This window comes from Flavobacterium sp. KACC 22763 (assembly GCF_028736155.1).
GTDB lineage: Bacteria > Bacteroidota > Bacteroidia > Flavobacteriales > Flavobacteriaceae > Flavobacterium.
Genome location: NZ_CP117879.1, coordinates 5,299,010 through 5,319,911 on the forward strand (window position 1 = coordinate 5,299,010; position 20,902 = coordinate 5,319,911).

A 20,902-nucleotide genomic window follows, 5' to 3' on the forward strand; every position below is an offset into this window, starting at 1 on the left:
AAAACATGAAATTAAATATCAACTTTTGCAAAAAAATAATTTTACTGCTGATACTGTCATTAAACATCAGCATGTTCGGACAGGCTAAGCCTAAGGTTTTAATCTTGGCAACAGGAGGAACAATTGCAGGTTCTGCTAAAACAGGAGTACAATCAGGATATACTTCGGGTCAGGTTACCATTGATGCAATGGTAAATGCAATTCCAGATGCTTTAAAAGTGGCCGATATAAAAGGCGAGCAAATTGCGAATGTTGGATCTCAGGATATGTCATTTGAAATTATGCTGAAAGTAGCCAATCGAATTAATGAATTAGCCAATAGTAATGATGTAGACGGTTTTGTAATTACGCACGGAACTGATACGATGGAAGAAACGGCCTTTTTTTTAAATCTCACTACAAAAACAGATAAACCAGTAGTGCTTGTAGGATCAATGCGTCCATCAACAGCAATTAGTGCAGACGGACCTTTAAATCTTTATAATGCTATTGCAGTAGCTGGTGATCCTAAAGCAAAAGGACGCGGAGTGCTTTTGGTAATGAATGACTGGATTCATTCGGCTCAATCTTTAACAAAAGTAAGTACCACGGCCGTTCAAACTTTTATGTCTCCGCTTCGTGGACTTATTGGTATTACTTCTTACGGAACAAACGATTTCTTTAATTATCCAAGTCAAAAATTTGGAAAAAACTCAGAATTTGATGTGAAAGGCGTTAGCACTTTTCCTCGCGTAGATATTATTTATGCCGATGCAGATATGAAACCAGATTTAATTGATGCTTCAATAGAACGCGGCGCCAAAGGAATTGTAATTGCTGGAGTAGGAAACGGAAACATGAACAAAGCTTCTCTAGACGCTTGTGCAAGGGCGAGCAAAAAAGGAATTATCGTAGTTCGAAGCACGCGCGTTGCAACTGGACTTGTAAGCCGTAATGTAGAATGCAATGATGATGAACTTGGACTTATTGCTTCATACGCTTTGAATCCGCAAAAATCTAGAATCTTATTGTCAGTGGCATTGCTGAAACAGAGAAGTTTAGCAGAACTCCAAAAGATATTCGAAGAGTATTAATCTTGTTGTTTAAGCAAATCTAAATTTATGATCCTAATACTATTATTGATGCTGATAAAATCTTTGCTAAAGTCAACAGCTACTTTTTGGCCTGCTAGTAAAAGGGAATAATGTAATATCAACTTGAAAATTAAATATATATGAAAAGTAAAATAATTACAAGAGGGGTTCTTGCAGGATTCTGTGCTTTATTGATTTCCTGCAATACAAAAAAGGACGAAAATACTGTAATTGACTTAAAGGAAGTTAAGAAGCAAATTCAAGCAAAAGAAAATGAATATGCCGCAACATACAATGCTGGTCAGCTAAAAGAGATAGGGTATTATGCAGACGATGCGATAACTTTTTATCAGAACAGACCACCGATTATTGGTAAAGAAGCGAGATATGAATTTTTGAAATCTGATTTAACTGATAACACCAATACGATATCATTTGAAACCAAAGAAGTTTTTGTTTCTCATGATGGAAATATGGTTGTGGAAGTAGGATATTATAAAGTAACAGATTCTACCAAAACACCAATTAATACAGGAAACTATATGAGCTTTTTTGAAAAAAGAGATGGCAAATATGTATGTGTAAGAGACATGAGTGCTTCTGATGGATTGGTAGAGTAATTTATAAATAAAGATTATGAAAAAGATACTATTTGTACTGTTATTGGCTTTTGGATTGAATGCCACTGCTCAAAGTTCTGTAGATGAGATAAAGTTAATCCAAGATCTTTATGGAAAATCTAAGGCAGATGTAGTTAAAGAATATTTAGGATTAACAGATGTGCAGGCTACAGCATTTCAACCGATTTATGATAATTACGAATCGGAACGCAAAGCTTTGAGTCAGCAGAAGATTCAAATTCTTGAAGATTATGCAAAGAATTATGCCACACTGAGCGATGCTAAAGCGACAGAATTAACATCGGCAAATCTAAAATACAATCAAGAATCTGAAAAACTCCTTGCCAAAACGCATTCTAAACTGGTAAAAGCCATTGGCGGAATCAATGCCGCAAAGTTTGTACAGCTTGAGCAGTATTTGCAAGTAACCATACGATCTGAAATTCAGAACTCTATTCCTTTTATTGGAGAATTGGATAAAACCAAAATGCATTAGACAATTTCTGGGTATAGAGTAGAAAATATAAAAAGATTTTCTACTCTACTTATTAATATTTTATACTCTTACTATGATAAAGAAATTTACAAAATATTTGACAGTTGCATTAATCTTGTCAACCCAGTTGATTTTTTGCCAATCTGATAACGATGGACCAGAACTTGGGCTTCCTGGCGATAATCTTGATTTGTATGCTGTAATGTCTCTGTTTCAGAAATCAAAAACCATTGAGGAATTTGAAAAAAATCTGAATCTGGAGAAAACAGGAATCAATAATCTGGATTTGGATTTGGATAAAAAAGTAGACTTTATAAAAGTAGTCACAAAGAAAAATGGAAATTCGTTTACTTTTATTCTTCAAGTTGCTGTAAACAAGAAAGAAAACCAAGACGTTGCTGTTATTTTGGTCGATAAAGATAAAAACGGAAAGGTAAAAATGCAGATTGTCGGCGATGAACTGCTGTACGGAAAAGATTATGTCATTGAACCAGTAAGCAAATCCTCACCAGCAAAAACAGCAAATCCTGCCTATGCAGGAGACGATCCTGTACAAAGTTCGCCAGCTGTAACAGCAGTTGTGGTAGAAACGGTGCCAATTGTACAATATGTATATTCACCAGCTTATGTGCCGTATTATCCACCTTATTATTACGGATTTTATCCGCCTTATTTCGCCGCTTTTACCGTAATGGCGGTCGGAATTTATCGCCACAACCATTATTACCATCATCATGGTTATCATGGAGGGCATTATCATGGCGGAAACAATGTATATATTAATAATAGAAACAATTTTAATAATTACAATAATAATAGATCAAGATCTAATACCGTACGAGACAATTCTACCAATAACAGATACAATACCAATCGAGGTAATTCGCGTCCTTCAGCAAGCACACGACCATCAGCAGGAAATTCCAATCGTGCAGGAAATACTAGTGCATCTGGAAGAACCCGTCAGAGTTCGTCGCCAAGTGCGGGGACTTCAAATCTTAATAGAGGAAGTTCTTCAAACTCTAATTTTAATAGAGGAGGAAGTTCTTCATCAAGACCAAGCGCTGGGCAAATGGGAGGCGGTTCTCGTGGTGGAGGTGGCTTTAGTGGAGGCGGAGGCTTCGGCGGAGGCGGCGGAAGAAGAAGATAAACGGCGTTTTTTATAATGTTTCATCAAAAAAAATGCGTAAGTCCTTTTGGGTTTACGCATTTTTGGTGTTTAATATTATGTTTTAAATATTTCATAGGAATAGAATCTGATTTGTATGCTCCAGCGGAGCAAAATATTTGTAGAAAATCTAAATCCCATGATCAAAAAGCTCCAGAGGAGCGACATTAAATTATGTTCATTCCGTAGGAATGTCTCGTCGGTAGAAATGAAATTTGAATCCCGAATACACGTTCCGTAGGAACGTTTGATTGGTTAAATGTTTCGCAAATCAGGTGTCCCTACGGGACACATTGTAATGCAACATTATTTTTTTTTCTACCGACGAGATATTCCTAGCGGAATATTAAGAATTGTTATCGTATTAGATAACCAATTATTTAGAGTGTATTTCTGATGCTTGGATTGTTGAAAATGGTATAAAATTGAAAGTTGGATTGGTTTTAGAACAAGCACTTCATTTATTTCCAACCGATGAAATGGAGCTTTTGGATATAATTAATGAAATGCAGATTAAAGAATCTTATGCTGAGGTGAAATAAAAAAGCCCCAGATTTCTCTGAGGCTTCATATGATTTTTAAAATACTTCTAGAAATTAGTATTTATTTTTTTCGAACGATCTGCGATGTAGGAGATTAACCAGATTACCTGTCCTTCTTTTACAAAGTAAACTTTCTTTGTTGCCAAATCTGGAATACTTTCAAGACAAGTTACAAGAATATTATTTGCCGAAATTAAATATTTTTGATCGTAAGTGCTTAAGACTCTAGCAACTTCTTTGTTTGTTTTTGCAAGGTTGGTAAACTTGCCAAAGTTATTTTTAAGAATCGCATCATAATCGATAACATCTTGAAGAGTTAAAGCTACATAATGTTCTTTATTAGCATTTTCATCATAAAAAAGAGTCGAAAATGCCCAAACAGCACCACCAGATAAGTATAGTTTATTCTTTTTTGCTAAAGGAGGATTAGCATCAAATAACTCTTTAGTTTTTTTACGTAGAATTACATTATAATCAAAAGACTTTTCCTGATAAGTAGACATATCATTTACCTGACTTTTATTTACCACTGTTTTTTCAACAGCATCCGTAAGCGTCATTGTTCCAAAACTAAGTTCTAAAGGAACAAACTCTAATTTACCATCTTTAAGTTCGTCGATATAACCTCCCTTTGTAGTTTGAGCACCAATGTCAAGAAGAAAAGCAGTAGCAAAATCTACAGGCGGTATTGCACCTTTCACAAGTGTTTTTGCTTCTTCGTTAACTTCTAATATTTCTAACTGTTTACCAGTTAAGATAGCAATTTTGTTTTTTAGAACATCGATGTTGCGAGCAGATGCAAAAACAGGAGCCGCTACAACAAAGATATTTTCTTCAAGAATTTTATTCTCAGCTTTAATTTTTTGCAATTGGTTTGTAACCGTCAAGCTAGTTTTTGTGATGTCTTCTTGAGTAAGTTCACCTTTTGAGTCAATATGGTCAGCAAAAGGAATTCTCTCAGTCCAGAAAGAAAGGATTTTGTAATCAGCTTTTCTAATGTTGCTTACATCAATAACGGAAACTTTGATTGCTCTTCGGCCAATTTCAATTCCAGCGTAAATATTTTTTTGCGAGAATGAAGTAACAGAAAAAAATAATGTTAAAAGGGTAAAAAATAAAAATTTGGGGTTGTGTTTTTTAAGCATTGTGTTGAATTGTAGTTATAATATAATTTGTTTTTAAGAATTATAAAGTTTCTTTTTTGTGGTATTTATGTGAAAATCACAATTTTAGAATGAAAACAAATGATTTCATTACGGAATTGCGAATTTAATAAAACATTTAGTAATATAAAATCGGTTATTGAGAAAACGTGACATTAAATTATTGTAAAGAAATAACGGGTTTTATTTCGAAAAAGTATATTTATAAAAAAGCTTCAGAGAAATCTGAAGCTTTTCTGTTTAGTAGCTGGATGCATTTGAAAGCTAAATAGTTTACTAAGAACTGTTTTTTTAGAGATAATAAATGAATTTGGACGTTTGAACAAACTTGCGGATTAAAATATTTGGGAAATTTGTATCAGATAAAAATGAAGGGAAAATGAAATCAAAAAAAGATCAAATTCTTTCAGAGCCAAAGCTCATACAAAATTTCTATTCGGGAGAGAATGTTGAAAACGAAGCTTTTGTGTCCGATCACATCTTTAGTTATATCATAAGTGGCAGACACGATGTCTGGATAGGACATAAGAAATATACTTTTACTGCTGGTGATTATCGTTTCTTTAGAAGAAATCAATTAACAAAATCAATTAAACACACAGAATCTGGCGGATTTAAATCTATAGCGGTTCATTTTGACCAAAGTACTCTTAAAGAAATTTCAAAAGAATTTGGATTCAAATCAGAAAGGTTTCATGGTGAAGGGGTGAAGATTATAAAGGCAAATAACATCTTGAAAAAATCTGTCGCTCTATTACATGAATATGGACAAAGAAAAGATATTGATAATGAAGTTTTACAGATTAAAATTAAGGAACTGGTTTTAATACTTGCAGATATCGATCCTGAAATTAAGCAAATGCTGTTTGAATTTAAAGAGCCTGGAAAATTGGATTTGGAAGGGTTTATGAATGGTCATTATAGATACAATGTTCCGTTAGAAAAATTTGCTTTCCTTACTGGACGCAGTTTGTCAGGTTTCAAAAGGGATTTTGCGAAATTGTTTAAGATTACTCCAAGCAGATGGCTGACTAAAAAACGGCTTTCTGAAGCAAAATATCTAATAGAAAACTGCAAGCAGCGTCCAAGCGACATCTACTTAGAAATCGGCTTTGCTAATATGTCTCATTTCTCTTATGCCTATAAAAAAGAATTTGGAATGTCGCCTTTGCATAAGAATAACAACAACTAATTTACACATAAAATGGATTTAAAATTAAAAGGAAAAAGAGCGCTTGTAACGGGTTCGAGTTCGGGACTTGGAGAATCAATAGTTAAAATGCTGGCAAATGAAGGAGCGACCGTTATAGTTCATGGTAGGAATGAAGATCGTGCCAATATTGTGTGTCAGGAAATTATCAGCAATGGCGGAAAGGCAGAAATAGCTTTAGGAGATCTTAGTACCGATAAAGGAGCTGATGAAGTTGCTTCTGCAGCGCTTAAAAATGGTCAAATTGATATTTTAATTAATAACGCCGGCGCAACATCGCATAAATCTTGGGGTGAGGCGACAACGGATGATTGGTCTGAAATTTATAACAACAATGTCGTTTCATATGTAAGAATGATTCAGCGTATAGTGCCACAAATGAAAACATTAGGTTGGGGACGAGTTATTCATATTGGTGGAGGGCTGGGCATACAGCCTATTAAAGAACAGCCACATTATAATGCGACCCTTGCAGCAAGGCATAATCTTTCAATCTCACTTGCGAGATCATTGAAAGAAACCGGAATAACTTCAAATGTTGTATCTCCTGGAGCAATTATAAACCCGATGGTCGAAGATTGGCTTGTAAATGCTGCGCCTAAGTTTAACTGGGGAACAGATTTAGAAGAAATAAAATCTAAGGCTGTTCAGCAGCTAATTCCAAATGATACGGGACGTTTTGGAGAACCTGAGGAAATCGCTGGAACAGTCGCATATCTCTGCAGTGCTTATGCTAATTACATTAGTGGAGCTACTATTAGAGTAGACGGCGGTACGATTAAATGCATGTAGAATAATATATTTCGGGAATTTTCTAGTAAAATCTATTCCATGTAGTACGATTGAATTTATTCAAGCAAAAAAGCTTCAGATTTCTCTGAAGCTTTTTTCACTAACTGGAAGTATTCAAACATTAATTCTAAAACCTATATCCAGCACTCAATCCAAATTTTGCTACAATATTATGATCTGTTTTATTCGCATTAAACAGTAAAAATCCGTAGCCAACATTTGCTTCAAAAATAAATCCGCTTTTACTGGCCCATTTCCATCCTCCACCTGCTCCAAGAGCAAAATCAATAACATCTGGATTTTTGGTGTAAGTTGAATGATCTTCAGATGTATACACTTTTTTGCCATCAATAGAAGTGAGCATTCCAAATCCTTCAGCAAAAAAACCAGATGCATATTTTTTACCAAAATATCTTCTGTAATAGGGAGAGATAGAATAATTCATATCATTGCTTGTGTCATTTGCTAGTACATGAAAATAATAAACACCTAAAGAGGATTTATTGTTGAAATGTCTTTCATAGCTTATGTTTAGAGTTTTGTTTAAAGCGGCAATTGCATTTATGGTAATGTCATTTTTTTTCTCAAAAGGATTTGATTCAATTTCGTTTTGAGCATTAGCAGAGAAAAAGACAAAAAGAAGGATAAGTACTAAATAGTTTTTTTTCATAAAAATTGATTTGAATTATTTCAATCCAAAAATCATATAAGAAAAATTAGAAAAGGTTTCAAAAGCTTAAAACTGCATAAATCGGTACTTATTTGCGTAGCTCTTTTGGATATAAGAAACAAAAAAACACCACTTATTTTAGAGTGGTGTTTTTTTTAAATTATTATTGGTTTAGAAAAAGAAGTAACCAACAGATACCTGAAATACTCCGTTTTTATTTTTAATTGAAGAATTATCTACATTATTAATGTCAGTTAATCCCAGATTATATCTTACCCCAAAATTAAGCCCGTTTTCAAGTTTGTATCCTAAGCCAAAATTAACACCAAAATCAAAAGTATTAAACGAATCTTTTACATCTGTTTTTTCATTTTTAGCAGAAAGTAAAAAACCTATCTGCGGTCCGGCTTCAAGACTCAATCCTTTTGTTACATAGTATTTTCCCATTAAGGGAATGTTCAAATAATTCATAGCAATTACATCATTATTGAAACTATATCCCTGACGAGAATACATTATTTCGGGTTGAAAAGAGAACTTTTCAGACAATGGAATTTCTGACATAACACCAATGTTATACGATGTTACAAAATCAGCATTTTCGGTATTATCTTCACTGATAGTTGCAAAGTTTAAACCCGCTTTAGCTCCAAATTTAATTTCTTGGGCATTTACATTCACAAATCCTAAAACTGTAAAAACAGCTAACAATAAAATTTTTCTCATAAAATAGTGTTTTGAATTATTTGATGCCAAAATTCAAAAAAGCAAAATTAGCAGAGGTTTCAAAAGCTTAAAAGTGGATAAATTGGTACTTATTTCCAGCTGTTTCTTAACTTTTTCTTAGGAACATGAAACGTTGAAATAAGCCAATTCTATTAAAGATTTTACAGAATAATCGAATGATAATTTGTAATTCAGATCTTATTAATTGTCATTTTGTTTAGTTTTAATTGTAATTCCTTTAACAGTAAATAAAATCAATTAAGTATAGTTTCGTGATGGAAAATTATAGGTAATTACCTAAAAAAAAACAGAAACAGCATCCTAACTAAATAACCACTATATAGATTGATCTTTACTATTTTTTTTAACACGGCAATTTTTCAAGGAATAGTTCTTGGAGCAATTATTCTAAAATCACCACTATTTAAGAGTAATGCCAATAGATATCTGGCTTATGCAATATTTGCGCTTTCGGTGCTTATTGCCAATCTCGTTTTCGAAATAATTGATCTTTACAGCAGTATGCCTTTCCTGCGTTTTCTGGATAATGTAGAATGGGCATTTCTTTTTCCGGTTCTCATTTTTATGTTTGTTATACATCAGGTAAACCATCCAATTAGAAATTCGAAAAAGATTCGATGGCTGTATGCTCCGTTTGTATATTCAGCCATTACAAATGTTTTTTATGACTGTGATGCTGTCGCACATATTTTTACAATCCCGCACTTTCTTAAAAGTATTCTAGAAACTTTAGGAAGTTTTGATTTTTATCTTGTTCTGTTATTTATGCCTTTTATGGCTGTTTATACTTTCGGTTTTATTAAATATTCAAAAGATAAGCAGGAAAAGAAATGGATCACTTTTTTATGGTTTTTGGTTTATGCATTAATGCTTTCCTGGATGGTGGCTATTTTGACAGGGCTGCTTTTTGAATATGATCTCTCATATGTTATGCAGATTTTGGCGTTGTTTGCTACATTTTTAATTCATTGCACGGCATATTATGGTGTGTTCAGATACAGGTTGGCTGACAATAAAACTGAAACCGAAGAATTGCTAAATAATAAGACTTTGTTAAACGATGAAATATTTGTTGAAGAAGTACCTATTAAAAGAGGAAATGACGCAAATGGCTTAGAAATCTTTACAAAAGAAAACCCTTATTTTAAGAGATTGGAAATACTTTGCGAAGAGCATCAAATTTATAAAGACAGCAATTTAAACCGAGAAAAAGTAGCAGAAGAGCTGGGAATAAGTGCGGGATATGTTTCACAACTTGTCAATGTGATTACGGGAGATAATTTTGCCAATTACATAAATAACTATCGGGTCGAAGCTGTGAAAGAAATGATTCTCGATTCAGACTACGAAAACTATAGTTTGCTGGCAATAGGATTAGAATCTGGATTCACTTCGAAGACAACATTTCACAACGCCTTCAAAAAATCGACAGGTATGACACCAAACAGTTTTCGGAATACCAATAAATAAGTTCGGATTTAGTTATGTGTTTGAAAATAAATGAGTTATTTTTAATCTTGACCACGAAAACTGATAATGAGAAACAGATAAAAAAATCATGAAAAAAGAATTTCCAACCATAAAAACCGAAAGGCTTTTGCTGCGACAATTTGCGGATAATGATCTTGAAAATGTTTTCAAAGGGCTTTCGCATCCAGAAGTTATTAAATATTATGGAGTGAGTTTTCAAACATTGGAAGCAACAAAAGAACAAATGGTTTTCTTTGCTGACCTTGAAAAAAACGATACAGGAATTTGGTTTGCTATTTGCTCTGCTGACAATAAAACATTCTATGGAGCGGCGGGATTAAATAATTTAAGTAAAGAACATAAAAAAGCAGAAATTGGTTTTTGGTTAATTCCAGATTTTTGGGGACAAGGGATTATCAAAGAAGCAATACCATTAATTTGTAATTATGGATTTGATAATTTAGAACTTAACAGAATTGAAGCATTTGTGGAGTCGGAAAATAAGAATTGTAAAAGCGTAATGGCTAAACTTGACTTTCAGTACGAAGGAACTATGAAAGACTATGAAATTAAAAATGGCAAGTTTATAAGTCTTGATATTTATGCTATCTTTTTATCTGCCAATAGCATAAGTGATTCCTCCAAGTAAATGCTGTACAAAAAGAGGATCATTGTAACTTTCAGGGCTATGTCCTAAAGCAGTGTAAAATGCTCTGCCGCCATCATACTCGTGATACCATGCCAGAGGATGATTATCGCCATGTTTACCTCCTTTATACGAAGATTCGTCAATCTTTATAAGCACATTTACGTTTGGGTTTAAATATTTAAAATTGTACCATTCGTCTTTTCGTTCCCAGATTGCAGGAAGATGTTTTGTAGATGGATGTTCATGATTTACAATTATAAGTTTAGCATTCTGCGGTTCAGGATGTCCTTCAAAAATTCCGCCGATCATTTGGGTGTACCAAGACCAATCTGGTTCGCAGTTTGTGGCCGAATGAATGCCGACAAAACCATTTCCGTTTTGTATAAATTTTTGTAAAGCCAATTTTTGATTTTCGCCTAAAACATGGCCAGAGGCGCTTAAAAATATAACAGCTCGATATTGCTTTAAGTTTTTTGAATTAATTGCCAGAGAATCTTCAGTAGTATCTACAATAAAATGATTTTCCTGTCCCAGTTTTTTTATTGCTGCAATTCCGGCAGGAATACTTTCGTGTCTGAAGCCATTAGTTTTAGAGAAAATCAGTACTTTTTTAGTTTTATAAGAAGCGGCCTGTTCTGTATTTTTTATATGGAAAGAAACCAAGAAATAGCTGGTTAGTACAATGAAGCTGAATAAAAATGATTTTTTTATCGAAAACAAGTGGCTCATTTTGGGGAATTTTATTTTGGGAAGATAGAAAAAAAATAATTCTGTCGAGTGTGTTTTTTAGGCTATTGCAAAATAGCTAGTTCTGAATAATAGATACAGTTTGCTATTGGTGTTACTTCTGTTTACAATTGAAAAGTTTCGTAAATGTCTCGAAATTTGCTTTTTGAAAAATTTTCAGATATTTGATATATAAAATCGGTAATCACAATAATATGAACTATGAAAATATTGTTCCCGAAGACTCGATTTCGCTTTTTGTGAAAAACATATGGGTGTTTGAAAATGAAGATAAAAATACAGATACAACATTGCCTTTTTTTGCAGACGGCTGTCCAGGTTTGATGTTTCAGCAAACCGATCACGGATTGATTGTAAAGCCTCACGATAAAAAGATGCCAGAAGTTTTTCTCTACGGACAAACAATTCTGCCAATTGAACTTGAGATTTCGGGTGCATTTCTTATTATCGTTTTTCAGTTGTATCCCTTTGTCTTGAAGACATTTTTCGATATACAACCCCAGAGCATAAATGATAATTGTTATTACTTTGATGATACTGAAGAAGATATAAGATGGCTCAAAAAACAATTGGAATTGAGTGAAAGCGTAAAAGATAAAATTGACATTATATCAAAATTGCTTTTACGGTATTTTGAAAAGAAAAAGGAAAACCTTGATTTTGAAATACGACAAGGCATAGAATATATCTTTCAAACAAAAGGTCAGGAAAGTATACGTTCGATTGCCAGTAAGCTAAAGTTCAATATTCGCACTTTTGAGCGAAGATTTCTAGCTGAAACAGGTCTTACTCCTAAGCAATTTGCTAAGATTATCCAATTTCAAGCTTCATTAGATCAATTGACCGTTAAAGATTATGAAAAACATACCGACATTGTATATGAAAATGGGTTTTCAGATCAATCTCATTTTATAAAAGTTTTTAAGGCTTTTACCGGCAAAACTCCAAAATCATTTGAGAAATAATTACCACTGTCGCTTTTATTCTATTTTAGAACATTTATCTATTGCAATTTTGTATCACTAATCTTAAAAATTGATACAAAATGAAAGTAATAATCTTTGGAGCCACAGGTACAGTTGGCATTGAAATCGTAAAACAAGCATTAAAAAATGGTGATGACGTAACAGCTTTTGTTCGTGATCCCCAAAAACTGCAAAACATTTCTCATCCTAACCTTCATATTCATGTAGGCGATGTTTTGAGTTTGAATGATGTTGAAAACGCGTTGCATGGTCAAGAAGCAGTTTTTTGTGCTTTAGGTGATGGTAGAAAAGGCAAAATACGTGCAGAAGGAACGAAAAAAATTATTGAGGCGATGAGAAAAAAAGGATTAAATAGGCTGATTTGCCAAACGACGCTTGGCTTGGGCGAAAGCTATGGTAATCTTAATTTTATTTGGAAACATGTTATGTTTGGAATGTTGCTAAAAAAAGCATTTCAAGACCATAAATTGCAAGAAAAATATATTTTGGACAGTAATTTGGATTATACAATTGTTAGGCCTAGTGCTTTTACAGATGACCAAATTACCAATACGTATCGCATTGGTTTTGATGGAAGTTATAAAAAACTCAATCTAAAAATTGCTCGTAAGGAAGTTGCAGATTTTATGATTCGTCAGCTGGATACCAATGAATATTTAAAAAGAACAGTTAGTATTTCCAATTAATATGAAAGCATCAAACATTTTACTAATTATTACGGCAACGACAACAGCATTAATGGCTGGGCTTTTCTTTTCATACTCGATTTCTGTAAGTTTGGGATTGGGAAAACTAAACGATAAGGAATTTCTAAATGCCATGCAGAACATCAATCGAGAGATTCAGAATATACCATTTTTCATTTGTTTTTTCGGAACGTTGATTATGATCCCAATTACCAGTTTTCTGCACTATAAAAAGCAATCGTTTCTGTTGCTCATTATAGCTACTGTATTTTATTCACTTGGTGTATTTGCTGTAACCGTATTTGTAAACGTTCCTCTGAATAATAAGCTGGATTTGTTAGATCTTGCAAGTTCCTCAAACGCAAGTGCAAGACAAATGAGAAATATATTCGAAGACCGTTGGAACTTTTGGAATAACATAAGATCGCTATCTTCCTTATGCAGCGTGTTTTTCGTTATTTTAGCCTGTGTTTATGATGGACATAAACGAAAAAAGGAATTGATGCTAAATATAAAGTAAATTGATATAGACAAAAAACACCACTTGTAATGAGTGGTGTTTTTCTTTAGTTGCTCGACGAACTGTAAATATTTAAAAATAACAAAAGCTCCAGATTTTTTTGAAACTTATAAAGTCTTAATGATTTACCATTCATTTTCTTGCTCTAAAGGTGTATTAAGGATTTTCTCAATCATCAAAATCTTCTTTGGCATTTCAGAATGAATAAAGTCTTTAATTTCGATCCATTTTCTTTTCCGAAATTTTAAATAATCTTTGTCAGTATGAGGATATTCTTTGTCTTCAGTAATAGCTCCCATAGATATACCCATACCAGTATGTGTAATATTATCGATTAATACCTTACATCGTCCTTTTTTAAAAAATACATTTATATTAAAATCAATCACACCGTTGGCGCTATTCATAAATTCATTTTTACTATAGCGTATCTCTTGCTTAATTTTAATAATTCCATTTTCTTTATCAGATTGAATAATGTTTTTATTAAAATTATTTTGTCCTCCATAATATTCAATCAATTTACTATTAAGTCTCTCGAAAAGAATGTCTTTTGATTTCGTAGAGTCGACTTGAACAATTTTTTCAAAAACTAAAGATTGCGAAAAACAATTACATGAAATTGCTAAGACAAATAAGAGAATTATTAATGATGTTTTTCTCATTGCAGTAAAATTGATTTTTATCAAATATAAAAAGATAAATAATGCTATAAACAAAAAACACCACTTGTAGTAAGTGGTGTTTTTCTCTAGTAGCGGGAACAGGACTCGAACCTGTGACCTTCGGGTTATGAGCCCGACGAGCTGCCTACTGCTCTATCCCGCGATGTTTCGGGTGCAAAGATACGCCGATTTTTTAGAAATCCAACGAAAACTTTAAAAAATGTTTTATTTTCTGTATTGAGTTGATATGACTACCTTTGCAAAATAAATAAAGCAAAAAATGTCACATAAAGCAGGTTTCGTAAATATTATCGGAAATCCAAATGTTGGAAAATCAACATTGATGAACGCTTTCGTTGGAGAACGATTGTCAATCATTACATCAAAAGCACAAACTACACGTCATAGAATTCTAGGAATCGTAAACGGAGAGGACTTTCAGTTAGTCTTATCTGATACTCCAGGAATCATTAAGCCCGCGTACGAAATGCAGGAATCGATGATGAACTTTGTAAAATCGGCTTTTGAAGATGCTGACATTTTAATCTACATGGTCGAAATAGGCGAGCAGGACTTGAAAGACGAAGACTTCTTCAAGAAAATCATTCATGCTAAGATTCCGGTTCTATTGCTTTTAAATAAAATTGATAATTCAAACCAAGAACAATTAGAACAGCAAGTTTCTTTCTGGAAAGAAAAAGTGCCAAATGCGGAAATTTTCCCGATTTCGGCTTTGCAGAATTTCAACGTTCCAGAAGTTTTCGGAAGAATTATCGAATTACTTCCAGAATCACCACCTTATTATCCAAAAGACCAATTAACAGACAAACCAGAGCGTTTCTTTGTTAACGAAACTATCCGTGAGAAAATCTTATTGAATTACGCTAAAGAAATTCCATACGCAGTAGAAATCGTTACAGAAGAATTTCATGAAACCGACAATATTATCAGAATCCGTTCGGTAATTATGGTGGAGCGCGATACGCAAAAAGGAATCATTATTGGACATAAAGGTGCAGCTTTGAAAAAAGTTGGAACCGATGCAAGAGCTGATTTAGAGAAATTCTTCGGAAAACAAATTCACATTGAACTATATGTAAAAGTGAACAAAAACTGGAGAAGCAACGCTAATATGCTGAAACGATTTGGTTACAATCAGTAGTTTTTTGTTTAATCGGTTAATCGTTGATTTGTTTAATCGTTAAACGAAAGTTCTTTTGAAAATAGGTGCCCTAGCCCAGATAGGAGCGGTATCCTTTTTCTGGCTTCTTTAGCCAGGAAAAGATATAGCGGATAGCTGGATTAGCTCCTGAAAATTATACAAAAAACAATAAAAACTTAGGTACTAAGAAACTTAGCGTCTCAGCAACTTTTTTTAACTACCTTTGCAAAAAATTTAAATAAGGCATTTTGGATTATAAGTGATTAGGTTTTTAGGAAGCTAAGAATCTGAAATCTAAAGTCTAAAATCTAAAATTCAATAAAATGAGTAATAACATTGTTGCGATAGTAGGAAGACCTAATGTGGGGAAATCGACCCTTTTTAATAGGCTGATACAAAGAAGAGAAGCTATTGTAGATTCAGTATCTGGGGTTACCCGTGATAGAAACTATGGTAAAAGCGAGTGGAACGGAAAAGAGTTTTCTGTCATTGATACAGGTGGATATGTGCGTGGAAGCGATGACGTATTTGAAGGTGAAATCCGTAAACAGGTAGAACTTGCTATCGACGAAGCCGATGTTATTATTTTTGTGGTTGATGTTGAAGAAGGAATCACGCCAATGGATGAAACTGTTGCAAAATTACTTCGTAAAGTAACAAAACCAGTTTTATTGGCTGTAAATAAAGTAGATAACGCAATGCGTGAGAAAGATGCAATTGAGTTTTATAATCTTGGTTTAGGAGATTATTTCACATTTGCAAGTATTTCAGGAAGCGGAACAGGAGATTTATTAGATGCGTTAATCGAAGCTTTCCCAGAAAAACCAGAAGTTGAGGTTAAAGAAGATTTACCACGTTTTGCAGTTGTAGGACGTCCGAATGCTGGAAAATCTAGTTTTATCAATGCTTTGATTGGTAAAGATCGTTATATTGTTACTGATATTGCAGGAACAACTCGTGACGCCATTGATACAAAATTTGACCGTTTTGGTTTCGAATTTAATTTGGTTGATACTGCTGGTATTCGCCGTAAAGCAAAAGTAAAAGAAGATTTAGAGTTTTATTCTGTAATGCGTTCTGTACGTGCTATCGAACATGCTGATATTTGTATTTTGGTTATCGATGCAACACGCGGATTTGAAGGTCAAGACCAAAGTATTTTCTGGTTGGCAGAGAAAAACCGTAAAGGTGTGGTAATCTTGGTAAACAAATGGGATTTAGTAGAAAAAGACACCATGTCTACACGTGATTACGAAGAGAAAATCAAAAAAGAATTGATGCCTTTTACAGATGTGCCAATTTTATTCGTTTCTGCTCTAACAAAACAGCGTTTATTGAAAGCGCTTGAAGCAACAGTTCAGGTTTACGAAAATAGAAAACAGAGAATTCCGACTTCAAAATTCAACGAATACATGTTGAAGGTGATTGAATCTTATCCACCGCCAGCAATGAAAGGAAAGTATGTAAAAATTAAATATTGCATGCAATTGCCAACTCAAACACCGCAATTTGTGTTTTTTGCTAATTTGCCACAATACGTTAAAGAACCTTATAAGCGATACTTGGAAAATAAAATTCGTGAGAAATGGGATTTTGCAGGAGTTCCGATCGATATTTATATAAGAGAAAAATAAAAAAAGAATCCCCTTGAATAGGGGATTTTTTTATGTTTGGTGTCTATCTTTATTATAGTATTAATTTTTTATTGGCATCATATTTGAATAAATGTAAAAAATACAATTAAACCTTTTGCGTTTTTTTAAGTCTTACTGATCTAACTAACCTAATTTTATGACCAGAATTTATTCACTTTTATTGTTTTTGGCTTTTGTTTATTCGGCAAATGCCCAAAACAATATCGTTATTAAAGGAACTGTAGTTGATATCAACTCGCAGCTTCCGCTTGAACTCGCGACCGTTTATTTTACAGCCGTAAAAGATTCAACAATTATTGAATATGCGACAACCGATAAAAACGGAAATTTTATCATTAATACTAAAAAGTATGATAAGCCAGTTTTCTTAAAAGTAAATTATACAGGATACCAAGCTTATTTTGAAGAGCAAAAGGCGCTTACAGAAAGTAAAGACTTTGGTAAATTGTACCTGCTTGAAAATGCCAATGTTTTAAATGAGGTGGTAATTAAAAGCGAAGCTCCACCAATTACCATTAAAAAAGACACTCTAGAATTTAATGCAGGTTCGTATAAAGTGCGTCCAGATGCAAATGTGGAAACTTTACTGAAACAATTGCCTGGTTTTGATGTCGATAATACAGGAAAAATTACGGTAAATGGGCGAGAAGTCAATCAGGTTTTAGTCAACGGAAAAGCATTTTTTGATAAAGATGGAGCTATTGCCATTAAAAACCTTCCAGCTGATATCATCAAAAAAGTTCAGGTTTCTGATTTTAAAACCAAGAAAGAAGAATTGGCTAAACAAGAATCGACTTCAGATTATTCGAGTATAAACATCACAATTGACGAGAAAAAAAATAAAGGCTATTTCGGAAAAGTTCTTGGCGGATATGGTTCAGATGAACGCTACGAGAGCAGTTTGATGATGAACTTTTTCAAGAACAAACAAAAAATAAGTGTACTAGCTTCAGCCAACAATATCAACTCAACAGGATTTGCTATGGATGAGGTTTTTGATAATATGGGAGGCGGACGAAATGCCAAAGGTGGCAGTCAAGGTGCTAGCAGTGGTGGAAAAGGAATTACACAGTCTACTCTTGCCGGAATCAATTATTCTGATGATTGGACAAAGGATTTGGAGTTTATGAGCAGTTACAACTTTACAAATGCTGTGACTAAAAACGAAAGCAAATCGAATCAGCTTAGTTTCTTACCAACAGGAAATATTTTAACGGAGGCAGATTCTAAAACCAGAAATGAAAACACAGGGAACAAAGTCAATTTTGAATTAGAATACAAAATCAATCCTACAATGCAGATTGTTTTTGCTCCTAAATTGAATTTGTCTGAATCAAATAGCAACTCTTCTTCTTCGACTTCTTCTGAAAACGAAAATGGCGATGCATTGAATGAAAGTACAGCTACATCACATACGGAAAGTTCTAATACGAATTTTGCCAACAGTATTAATTTCAACAAAACTTTTAAAAAGCAATCGCGAAATTTAAGTGTGGCTTTTAATAACAATAACACTAAGAGTGACTCGAACGGAATCAACATTTCTGAGACTATTTTCTATCAGGATAATAAGCCAAATGACGAAAGAAATCAGAATGCAAAAAACACCTCTAAAAGTGATGCTTATTCACTTGACTTAGAATATACAGAGCCTGTAACGGATTCGCTGAGATTGCGTTTTGGAACTGATTTTGATTGGCAGAGTTCTATGAACGATCAAAAGACATTTAATTTTGATGATGCATCACAAGAATATTCAGATTTAAATTTATCGTTGACCAATTATACCACATCAAAACAAAATTCGATTACGCCAAAAGTGGGTATTACTTGGCAGAAAAGTAAATTTACGCTGAATGTAAATTCGAGAACATCAATTGTAGAGTTTGACAATCATTCTTTTTATTTAAATCAAACGACAGATCTGAATAAAAGATACATGTTGCCTTACGGTACGGCGCAACTTCGATACAAGTTCAACCGTTCTAAAAACTTAACTTTTAAATACGATTATTCTAACGCGCTTCCATCGGCAACACAATTAATGCCAGTTGCAGATTTGAATAATCCACTGAACAGTGTAATCGGAAATCCAAATCTAAACCCGATTGAAAAAAGCACAGCTGGTATCGATTTTAAGAATTTTGATTTTAGAACGCGTTCGGGTTACAGTTTATTTCTTAAAGGAGATTATTATAATAATGATGTTGTTTCTACTTCGATTTATGATGATAGTGGAAAAAGAAATACGACTTATGTAAATATTTCAGGAACATATTCGGCTTCGATTGGAGGGAACTGGAATCAGCAGGTTAAAAAAGACGCTCATACTTTAAGATATGGTTTGCGTTTAAGTGGTAATTATAATTTTGATAAAGGGTTTACAAATGCGGTTATGTATTATGCCAAATCGGTTGTTGTTACGCCAAGTGTTTATGCTTCTTATGATTATGGAGAAGTGCTTTCGATTGCGCCATCTTATAGTTTATCGTACAACGAAACACGATATGAAAACTATTCAAGAGACGCGACTTCAAACGTAATTCACAGAATTAATATGCAGACGACATCATATTGGCCAGCTAATTTAATTTTCGGAAATGACTTTGGATATACTTATAATTCGAACATTTCAGATGATTTTAAAAAGGATTTCTTCCTTTGGAATACGAGTTTGTCATATGGATTTTTAGATAAAAAATTATATGCTAAAGTAAAAGTGTATGATGTTTTAAACCAGAATCAGAGTGCAACAAGAACCATTTCACCAACTTCCATCAGAGATGAAGAAAATACGGTTTTAAAACGATATGTAATGTTTTCTTTAGCTTATAAAATCGGAAACTTTGCCGAAAGTAAAAAAGGAGGAAGGAGACAGAGGGGATCTTAGTTTTTAAGGTGCAAAGGTTCAGAGTAACAAAGGCTCAAAGGTTGCAAAAAATGCCTATCAAATTAATTTGATAGGCATTTTTTGTATAACTCATAACTCATAACTCATAACTCATAACTCATAACTCATAACTCATAACTCATAACTTTTTCCGATTAATTCTATGATAAACCGTAAACCTTATAATATCACGATCGTAGAAATCTACACCGCTGGCGCGCCTTTGAAAGTTTTTTAAATAACCCAACTCTAAACCAAGGTTTGGATTGAAATGATAACGTAAAGCAACGTAGAAACGGTTTTGATCAAATGTATTTCTGTGATTGTCTTTTCCGAAATTGAATAAAACTTCATCTGAAATAGTGCCTTTTATGCTTCTTCCTTCTTTTTCCCAAAGGGTAAACATGGATTGTAAACGATATCTAAATCGGAAAGCATATGAGAATTCATCCAGAAGTCCGCTTTTATCTGCTTTTTGTATGAATCGTTCTTCCAGCTGAAAACGGTTATGAAAAGTGATTTTTGCAATATCATTGATCAATGTTACATCTTGTTGACCTCGATATTCTGGCACAGAATAATCAGGATCAACATACGGATTTTGAGTATTTACATTAAAAAAAGCAAATCCTGCACCTAATTCTGTCATTTTATTTGCTCTATATCTAGCTTGAGATCGTATAACAAAAAGATTCTCATGAATAGGGTTTACAAAGCTTCGATTATCAAATTCAGAATGTAGCGCCCACTTTTCGGATAAGGGAAAAATATTATAGTATCGAATCCATGTCAAGGTCTGATGGTCGATATTTCTTTGATTTTGCCCTGTAATAAATTGGGAAACAAAGAAAATGATGAAAAGTAATTTAAAAGATCTGTTCAAAAACTATAAATTCAAGTTGCGAATTTATACAAATGATCTTATTTATTTTTATTTTAAAATTTGTTTCGACAGTTTTTTTGTGAAATAAAAAAAAGAGACACATTTTGA

The 20,902-nt window shown here is 33.3% G+C and carries 20 protein-coding genes and 1 tRNA gene; 14 read left to right on the plus strand and 7 right to left on the minus strand.

All coding sequences use genetic code 11. The features are described from left to right. The first annotated feature begins 5 nt into the window (after positions 1 to 5). The 4 genes from PQ463_RS22395 (at position 6) to PQ463_RS22410 (ending at position 3,339) form a co-directional block, all read left to right on the plus strand. Complete coding sequence (locus tag PQ463_RS22395; RefSeq protein ID WP_111362846.1) at positions 6 to 1,073, plus strand: type II asparaginase; 1,068 nt, start codon at positions 6 to 8, stop codon at positions 1,071 to 1,073. Positions 1,074 to 1,213: 140 nt separating this feature from the next. Next, a complete protein-coding gene (locus PQ463_RS22400) occupies positions 1,214 to 1,693 on the plus strand; it encodes a YybH family protein (protein ID WP_111377342.1) in 480 nt (159 codons plus the stop codon). A gap of 16 nt (positions 1,694 to 1,709) precedes the next feature. Continuing rightward, positions 1,710 to 2,189, plus strand: coding sequence for a hypothetical protein (locus PQ463_RS22405; protein WP_274255563.1), 480 nt, complete (start codon positions 1,710 to 1,712; stop codon positions 2,187 to 2,189). Between the two features lie 73 nt (positions 2,190 to 2,262). Then, positions 2,263 to 3,339, plus strand: coding sequence for a hypothetical protein (locus tag PQ463_RS22410; protein WP_274255564.1), 1,077 nt, complete (start codon positions 2,263 to 2,265; stop codon positions 3,337 to 3,339). A 607-nt stretch (positions 3,340 to 3,946) separates the two neighbouring features. Here PQ463_RS22410 and PQ463_RS22415 read toward each other — a convergent pair. Then, a complete protein-coding gene (locus tag PQ463_RS22415; RefSeq protein ID WP_274255565.1) occupies positions 3,947 to 5,044 on the minus strand; it encodes a Ppx/GppA phosphatase family protein in 1,098 nt (365 codons plus the stop codon). A gap of 397 nt (positions 5,045 to 5,441) precedes the next feature. Here PQ463_RS22415 and PQ463_RS22420 point away from each other — a divergent pair, with 397 nt between their 5' ends. After that, complete coding sequence (locus PQ463_RS22420) at positions 5,442 to 6,254, plus strand: helix-turn-helix domain-containing protein (protein WP_274255566.1); 813 nt, start codon at positions 5,442 to 5,444, stop codon at positions 6,252 to 6,254. Positions 6,255 to 6,266: 12 nt separating this feature from the next. Further along, positions 6,267 to 7,064 carry an SDR family NAD(P)-dependent oxidoreductase gene (locus PQ463_RS22425; protein ID WP_274255567.1) on the plus strand — a complete coding sequence of 266 codons (798 nt, stop codon included), beginning with the start codon at positions 6,267 to 6,269 and terminating at the stop codon, positions 7,062 to 7,064. Positions 7,065 to 7,191: 127 nt separating this feature from the next. Here the strand turns inward: PQ463_RS22425 and PQ463_RS22430 are convergent, their stop codons facing one another. Together PQ463_RS22430 and PQ463_RS22435 are read right to left on the minus strand one after the other, a co-directional pair. Continuing rightward, positions 7,192 to 7,734 carry a DUF3575 domain-containing protein gene (locus PQ463_RS22430; protein WP_274255568.1) on the minus strand — a complete coding sequence of 181 codons (543 nt, stop codon included), beginning with the start codon at positions 7,732 to 7,734 and terminating at the stop codon, positions 7,192 to 7,194. A 171-nt stretch (positions 7,735 to 7,905) separates the two neighbouring features. Further along, positions 7,906 to 8,460 (minus strand): porin family protein, encoded by a 555-nt coding sequence (locus PQ463_RS22435; RefSeq protein WP_274255569.1) that lies wholly within the window; start codon positions 8,458 to 8,460, stop codon positions 7,906 to 7,908. A 345-nt stretch (positions 8,461 to 8,805) separates the two neighbouring features. Between PQ463_RS22435 and PQ463_RS22440 the strand changes: the two genes are divergently transcribed. Together PQ463_RS22440 and PQ463_RS22445 are read left to right on the plus strand one after the other, a co-directional pair. Continuing rightward, positions 8,806 to 9,951 carry a helix-turn-helix domain-containing protein gene (locus tag PQ463_RS22440; protein ID WP_274255570.1) on the plus strand — a complete coding sequence of 382 codons (1,146 nt, stop codon included), beginning with the start codon at positions 8,806 to 8,808 and terminating at the stop codon, positions 9,949 to 9,951. Between the two features lie 88 nt (positions 9,952 to 10,039). Continuing rightward, positions 10,040 to 10,600: a GNAT family N-acetyltransferase gene (locus PQ463_RS22445; RefSeq protein ID WP_274255571.1), complete on the plus strand. Its 561-nt coding sequence runs from the start codon at positions 10,040 to 10,042 to the stop codon at positions 10,598 to 10,600. Here PQ463_RS22445 and PQ463_RS22450 read toward each other — a convergent pair. Further along, positions 10,565 to 11,329: a ThuA domain-containing protein gene (locus PQ463_RS22450; protein ID WP_274255572.1), complete on the minus strand. Its 765-nt coding sequence runs from the start codon at positions 11,327 to 11,329 to the stop codon at positions 10,565 to 10,567. The two genes, PQ463_RS22445 and PQ463_RS22450, sit on opposite strands and share 36 nt — an antisense overlap. Before the next feature lie 212 nt (positions 11,330 to 11,541). Here PQ463_RS22450 and PQ463_RS22455 point away from each other — a divergent pair, with 212 nt between their 5' ends. From PQ463_RS22455 to PQ463_RS22465, 3 genes are all read left to right on the plus strand, one after another. Continuing rightward, complete coding sequence (locus tag PQ463_RS22455) at positions 11,542 to 12,312, plus strand: helix-turn-helix domain-containing protein (RefSeq protein ID WP_274255573.1); 771 nt, start codon at positions 11,542 to 11,544, stop codon at positions 12,310 to 12,312. A gap of 80 nt (positions 12,313 to 12,392) precedes the next feature. Beyond that, on the plus strand, positions 12,393 to 13,019 hold the full coding sequence (locus PQ463_RS22460) for an NAD(P)-dependent oxidoreductase (RefSeq protein WP_274255574.1): 627 nt from the start codon (positions 12,393 to 12,395) through the stop codon (positions 13,017 to 13,019). Between the two features lies 1 nt (position 13,020). Next, a complete protein-coding gene (locus tag PQ463_RS22465; RefSeq protein ID WP_274255575.1) occupies positions 13,021 to 13,539 on the plus strand; it encodes an anthrone oxygenase family protein in 519 nt (172 codons plus the stop codon). Positions 13,540 to 13,664: 125 nt separating this feature from the next. On the opposite strand, the gene PQ463_RS22470 is transcribed toward PQ463_RS22465, so the two are convergent. After that, a complete protein-coding gene (locus PQ463_RS22470) occupies positions 13,665 to 14,204 on the minus strand; it encodes a DUF4468 domain-containing protein (protein ID WP_274255576.1) in 540 nt (179 codons plus the stop codon). A gap of 90 nt (positions 14,205 to 14,294) precedes the next feature. Continuing rightward, positions 14,295 to 14,367 (minus strand) — tRNA-Met (locus tag PQ463_RS22475). A gap of 117 nt (positions 14,368 to 14,484) precedes the next feature. Here PQ463_RS22475 and era point away from each other — a divergent pair. The 3 genes from era to PQ463_RS22490 all read left to right on the plus strand — a co-directional run bounded on the left by era (position 14,485) and on the right by PQ463_RS22490 (position 19,911). Beyond that, complete coding sequence (gene era, locus PQ463_RS22480; RefSeq protein ID WP_111377359.1) at positions 14,485 to 15,366, plus strand: GTPase Era; 882 nt, start codon at positions 14,485 to 14,487, stop codon at positions 15,364 to 15,366. Between the two features lie 323 nt (positions 15,367 to 15,689). Next, positions 15,690 to 17,000 (plus strand): ribosome biogenesis GTPase Der, encoded by a 1,311-nt coding sequence (der, locus tag PQ463_RS22485; protein WP_111422571.1) that lies wholly within the window; start codon positions 15,690 to 15,692, stop codon positions 16,998 to 17,000. Positions 17,001 to 17,157: 157 nt separating this feature from the next. Beyond that, on the plus strand, positions 17,158 to 19,911 hold the full coding sequence (locus tag PQ463_RS22490) for an outer membrane beta-barrel protein (protein WP_274255577.1): 2,754 nt from the start codon (positions 17,158 to 17,160) through the stop codon (positions 19,909 to 19,911). A 139-nt stretch (positions 19,912 to 20,050) separates the two neighbouring features. Here the strand turns inward: PQ463_RS22490 and PQ463_RS22495 are convergent, their stop codons facing one another. Continuing rightward, positions 20,051 to 20,794 carry a DUF2490 domain-containing protein gene (locus PQ463_RS22495; protein WP_337992874.1) on the minus strand — a complete coding sequence of 248 codons (744 nt, stop codon included), beginning with the start codon at positions 20,792 to 20,794 and terminating at the stop codon, positions 20,051 to 20,053. Positions 20,795 to 20,902: the final 108 nt, after the last annotated feature.

Excerpts from the sequence above, each read along its gene's own strand:
- PQ463_RS22405 (WP_274255563.1), top strand. The coding sequence starts at position 1,710 with ATGAAAAAGATACTATTTGTACTGTTATTGGCTTTTGGATTGAATGCC.
- PQ463_RS22410 (WP_274255564.1), top strand. The coding sequence starts at position 2,263 with ATGATAAAGAAATTTACAAAATATTTGACAGTTGCATTAATCTTGTCA.
- PQ463_RS22395 (WP_111362846.1), top strand. The coding sequence starts at position 6 with ATGAAATTAAATATCAACTTTTGCAAAAAAATAATTTTACTGCTGATA.
- PQ463_RS22450 (WP_274255572.1), bottom strand. The coding sequence starts at position 11,329 with ATGAGCCACTTGTTTTCGATAAAAAAATCATTTTTATTCAGCTTCATT.
- PQ463_RS22415 (WP_274255565.1), bottom strand. The coding sequence starts at position 5,044 with ATGCTTAAAAAACACAACCCCAAATTTTTATTTTTTACCCTTTTAACA.
- PQ463_RS22420 (WP_274255566.1), top strand. The coding sequence starts at position 5,442 with ATGAAATCAAAAAAAGATCAAATTCTTTCAGAGCCAAAGCTCATACAA.
- PQ463_RS22490 (WP_274255577.1), top strand. The coding sequence starts at position 17,158 with ATGACCAGAATTTATTCACTTTTATTGTTTTTGGCTTTTGTTTATTCG.
- PQ463_RS22425 (WP_274255567.1), top strand. The coding sequence starts at position 6,267 with ATGGATTTAAAATTAAAAGGAAAAAGAGCGCTTGTAACGGGTTCGAGT.
- PQ463_RS22445 (WP_274255571.1), top strand. The coding sequence starts at position 10,040 with ATGAAAAAAGAATTTCCAACCATAAAAACCGAAAGGCTTTTGCTGCGA.
- PQ463_RS22460 (WP_274255574.1), top strand. The coding sequence starts at position 12,393 with ATGAAAGTAATAATCTTTGGAGCCACAGGTACAGTTGGCATTGAAATC.
- PQ463_RS22470 (WP_274255576.1), bottom strand. The coding sequence starts at position 14,204 with ATGAGAAAAACATCATTAATAATTCTCTTATTTGTCTTAGCAATTTCA.
- era (WP_111377359.1), top strand. The coding sequence starts at position 14,485 with ATGTCACATAAAGCAGGTTTCGTAAATATTATCGGAAATCCAAATGTT.
- PQ463_RS22455 (WP_274255573.1), top strand. The coding sequence starts at position 11,542 with ATGAACTATGAAAATATTGTTCCCGAAGACTCGATTTCGCTTTTTGTG.
- der (WP_111422571.1), top strand. The coding sequence starts at position 15,690 with ATGAGTAATAACATTGTTGCGATAGTAGGAAGACCTAATGTGGGGAAA.
- PQ463_RS22430 (WP_274255568.1), bottom strand. The coding sequence starts at position 7,734 with ATGAAAAAAAACTATTTAGTACTTATCCTTCTTTTTGTCTTTTTCTCT.
- PQ463_RS22400 (WP_111377342.1), top strand. The coding sequence starts at position 1,214 with ATGAAAAGTAAAATAATTACAAGAGGGGTTCTTGCAGGATTCTGTGCT.
- PQ463_RS22435 (WP_274255569.1), bottom strand. The coding sequence starts at position 8,460 with ATGAGAAAAATTTTATTGTTAGCTGTTTTTACAGTTTTAGGATTTGTG.
- PQ463_RS22465 (WP_274255575.1), top strand. The coding sequence starts at position 13,021 with ATGAAAGCATCAAACATTTTACTAATTATTACGGCAACGACAACAGCA.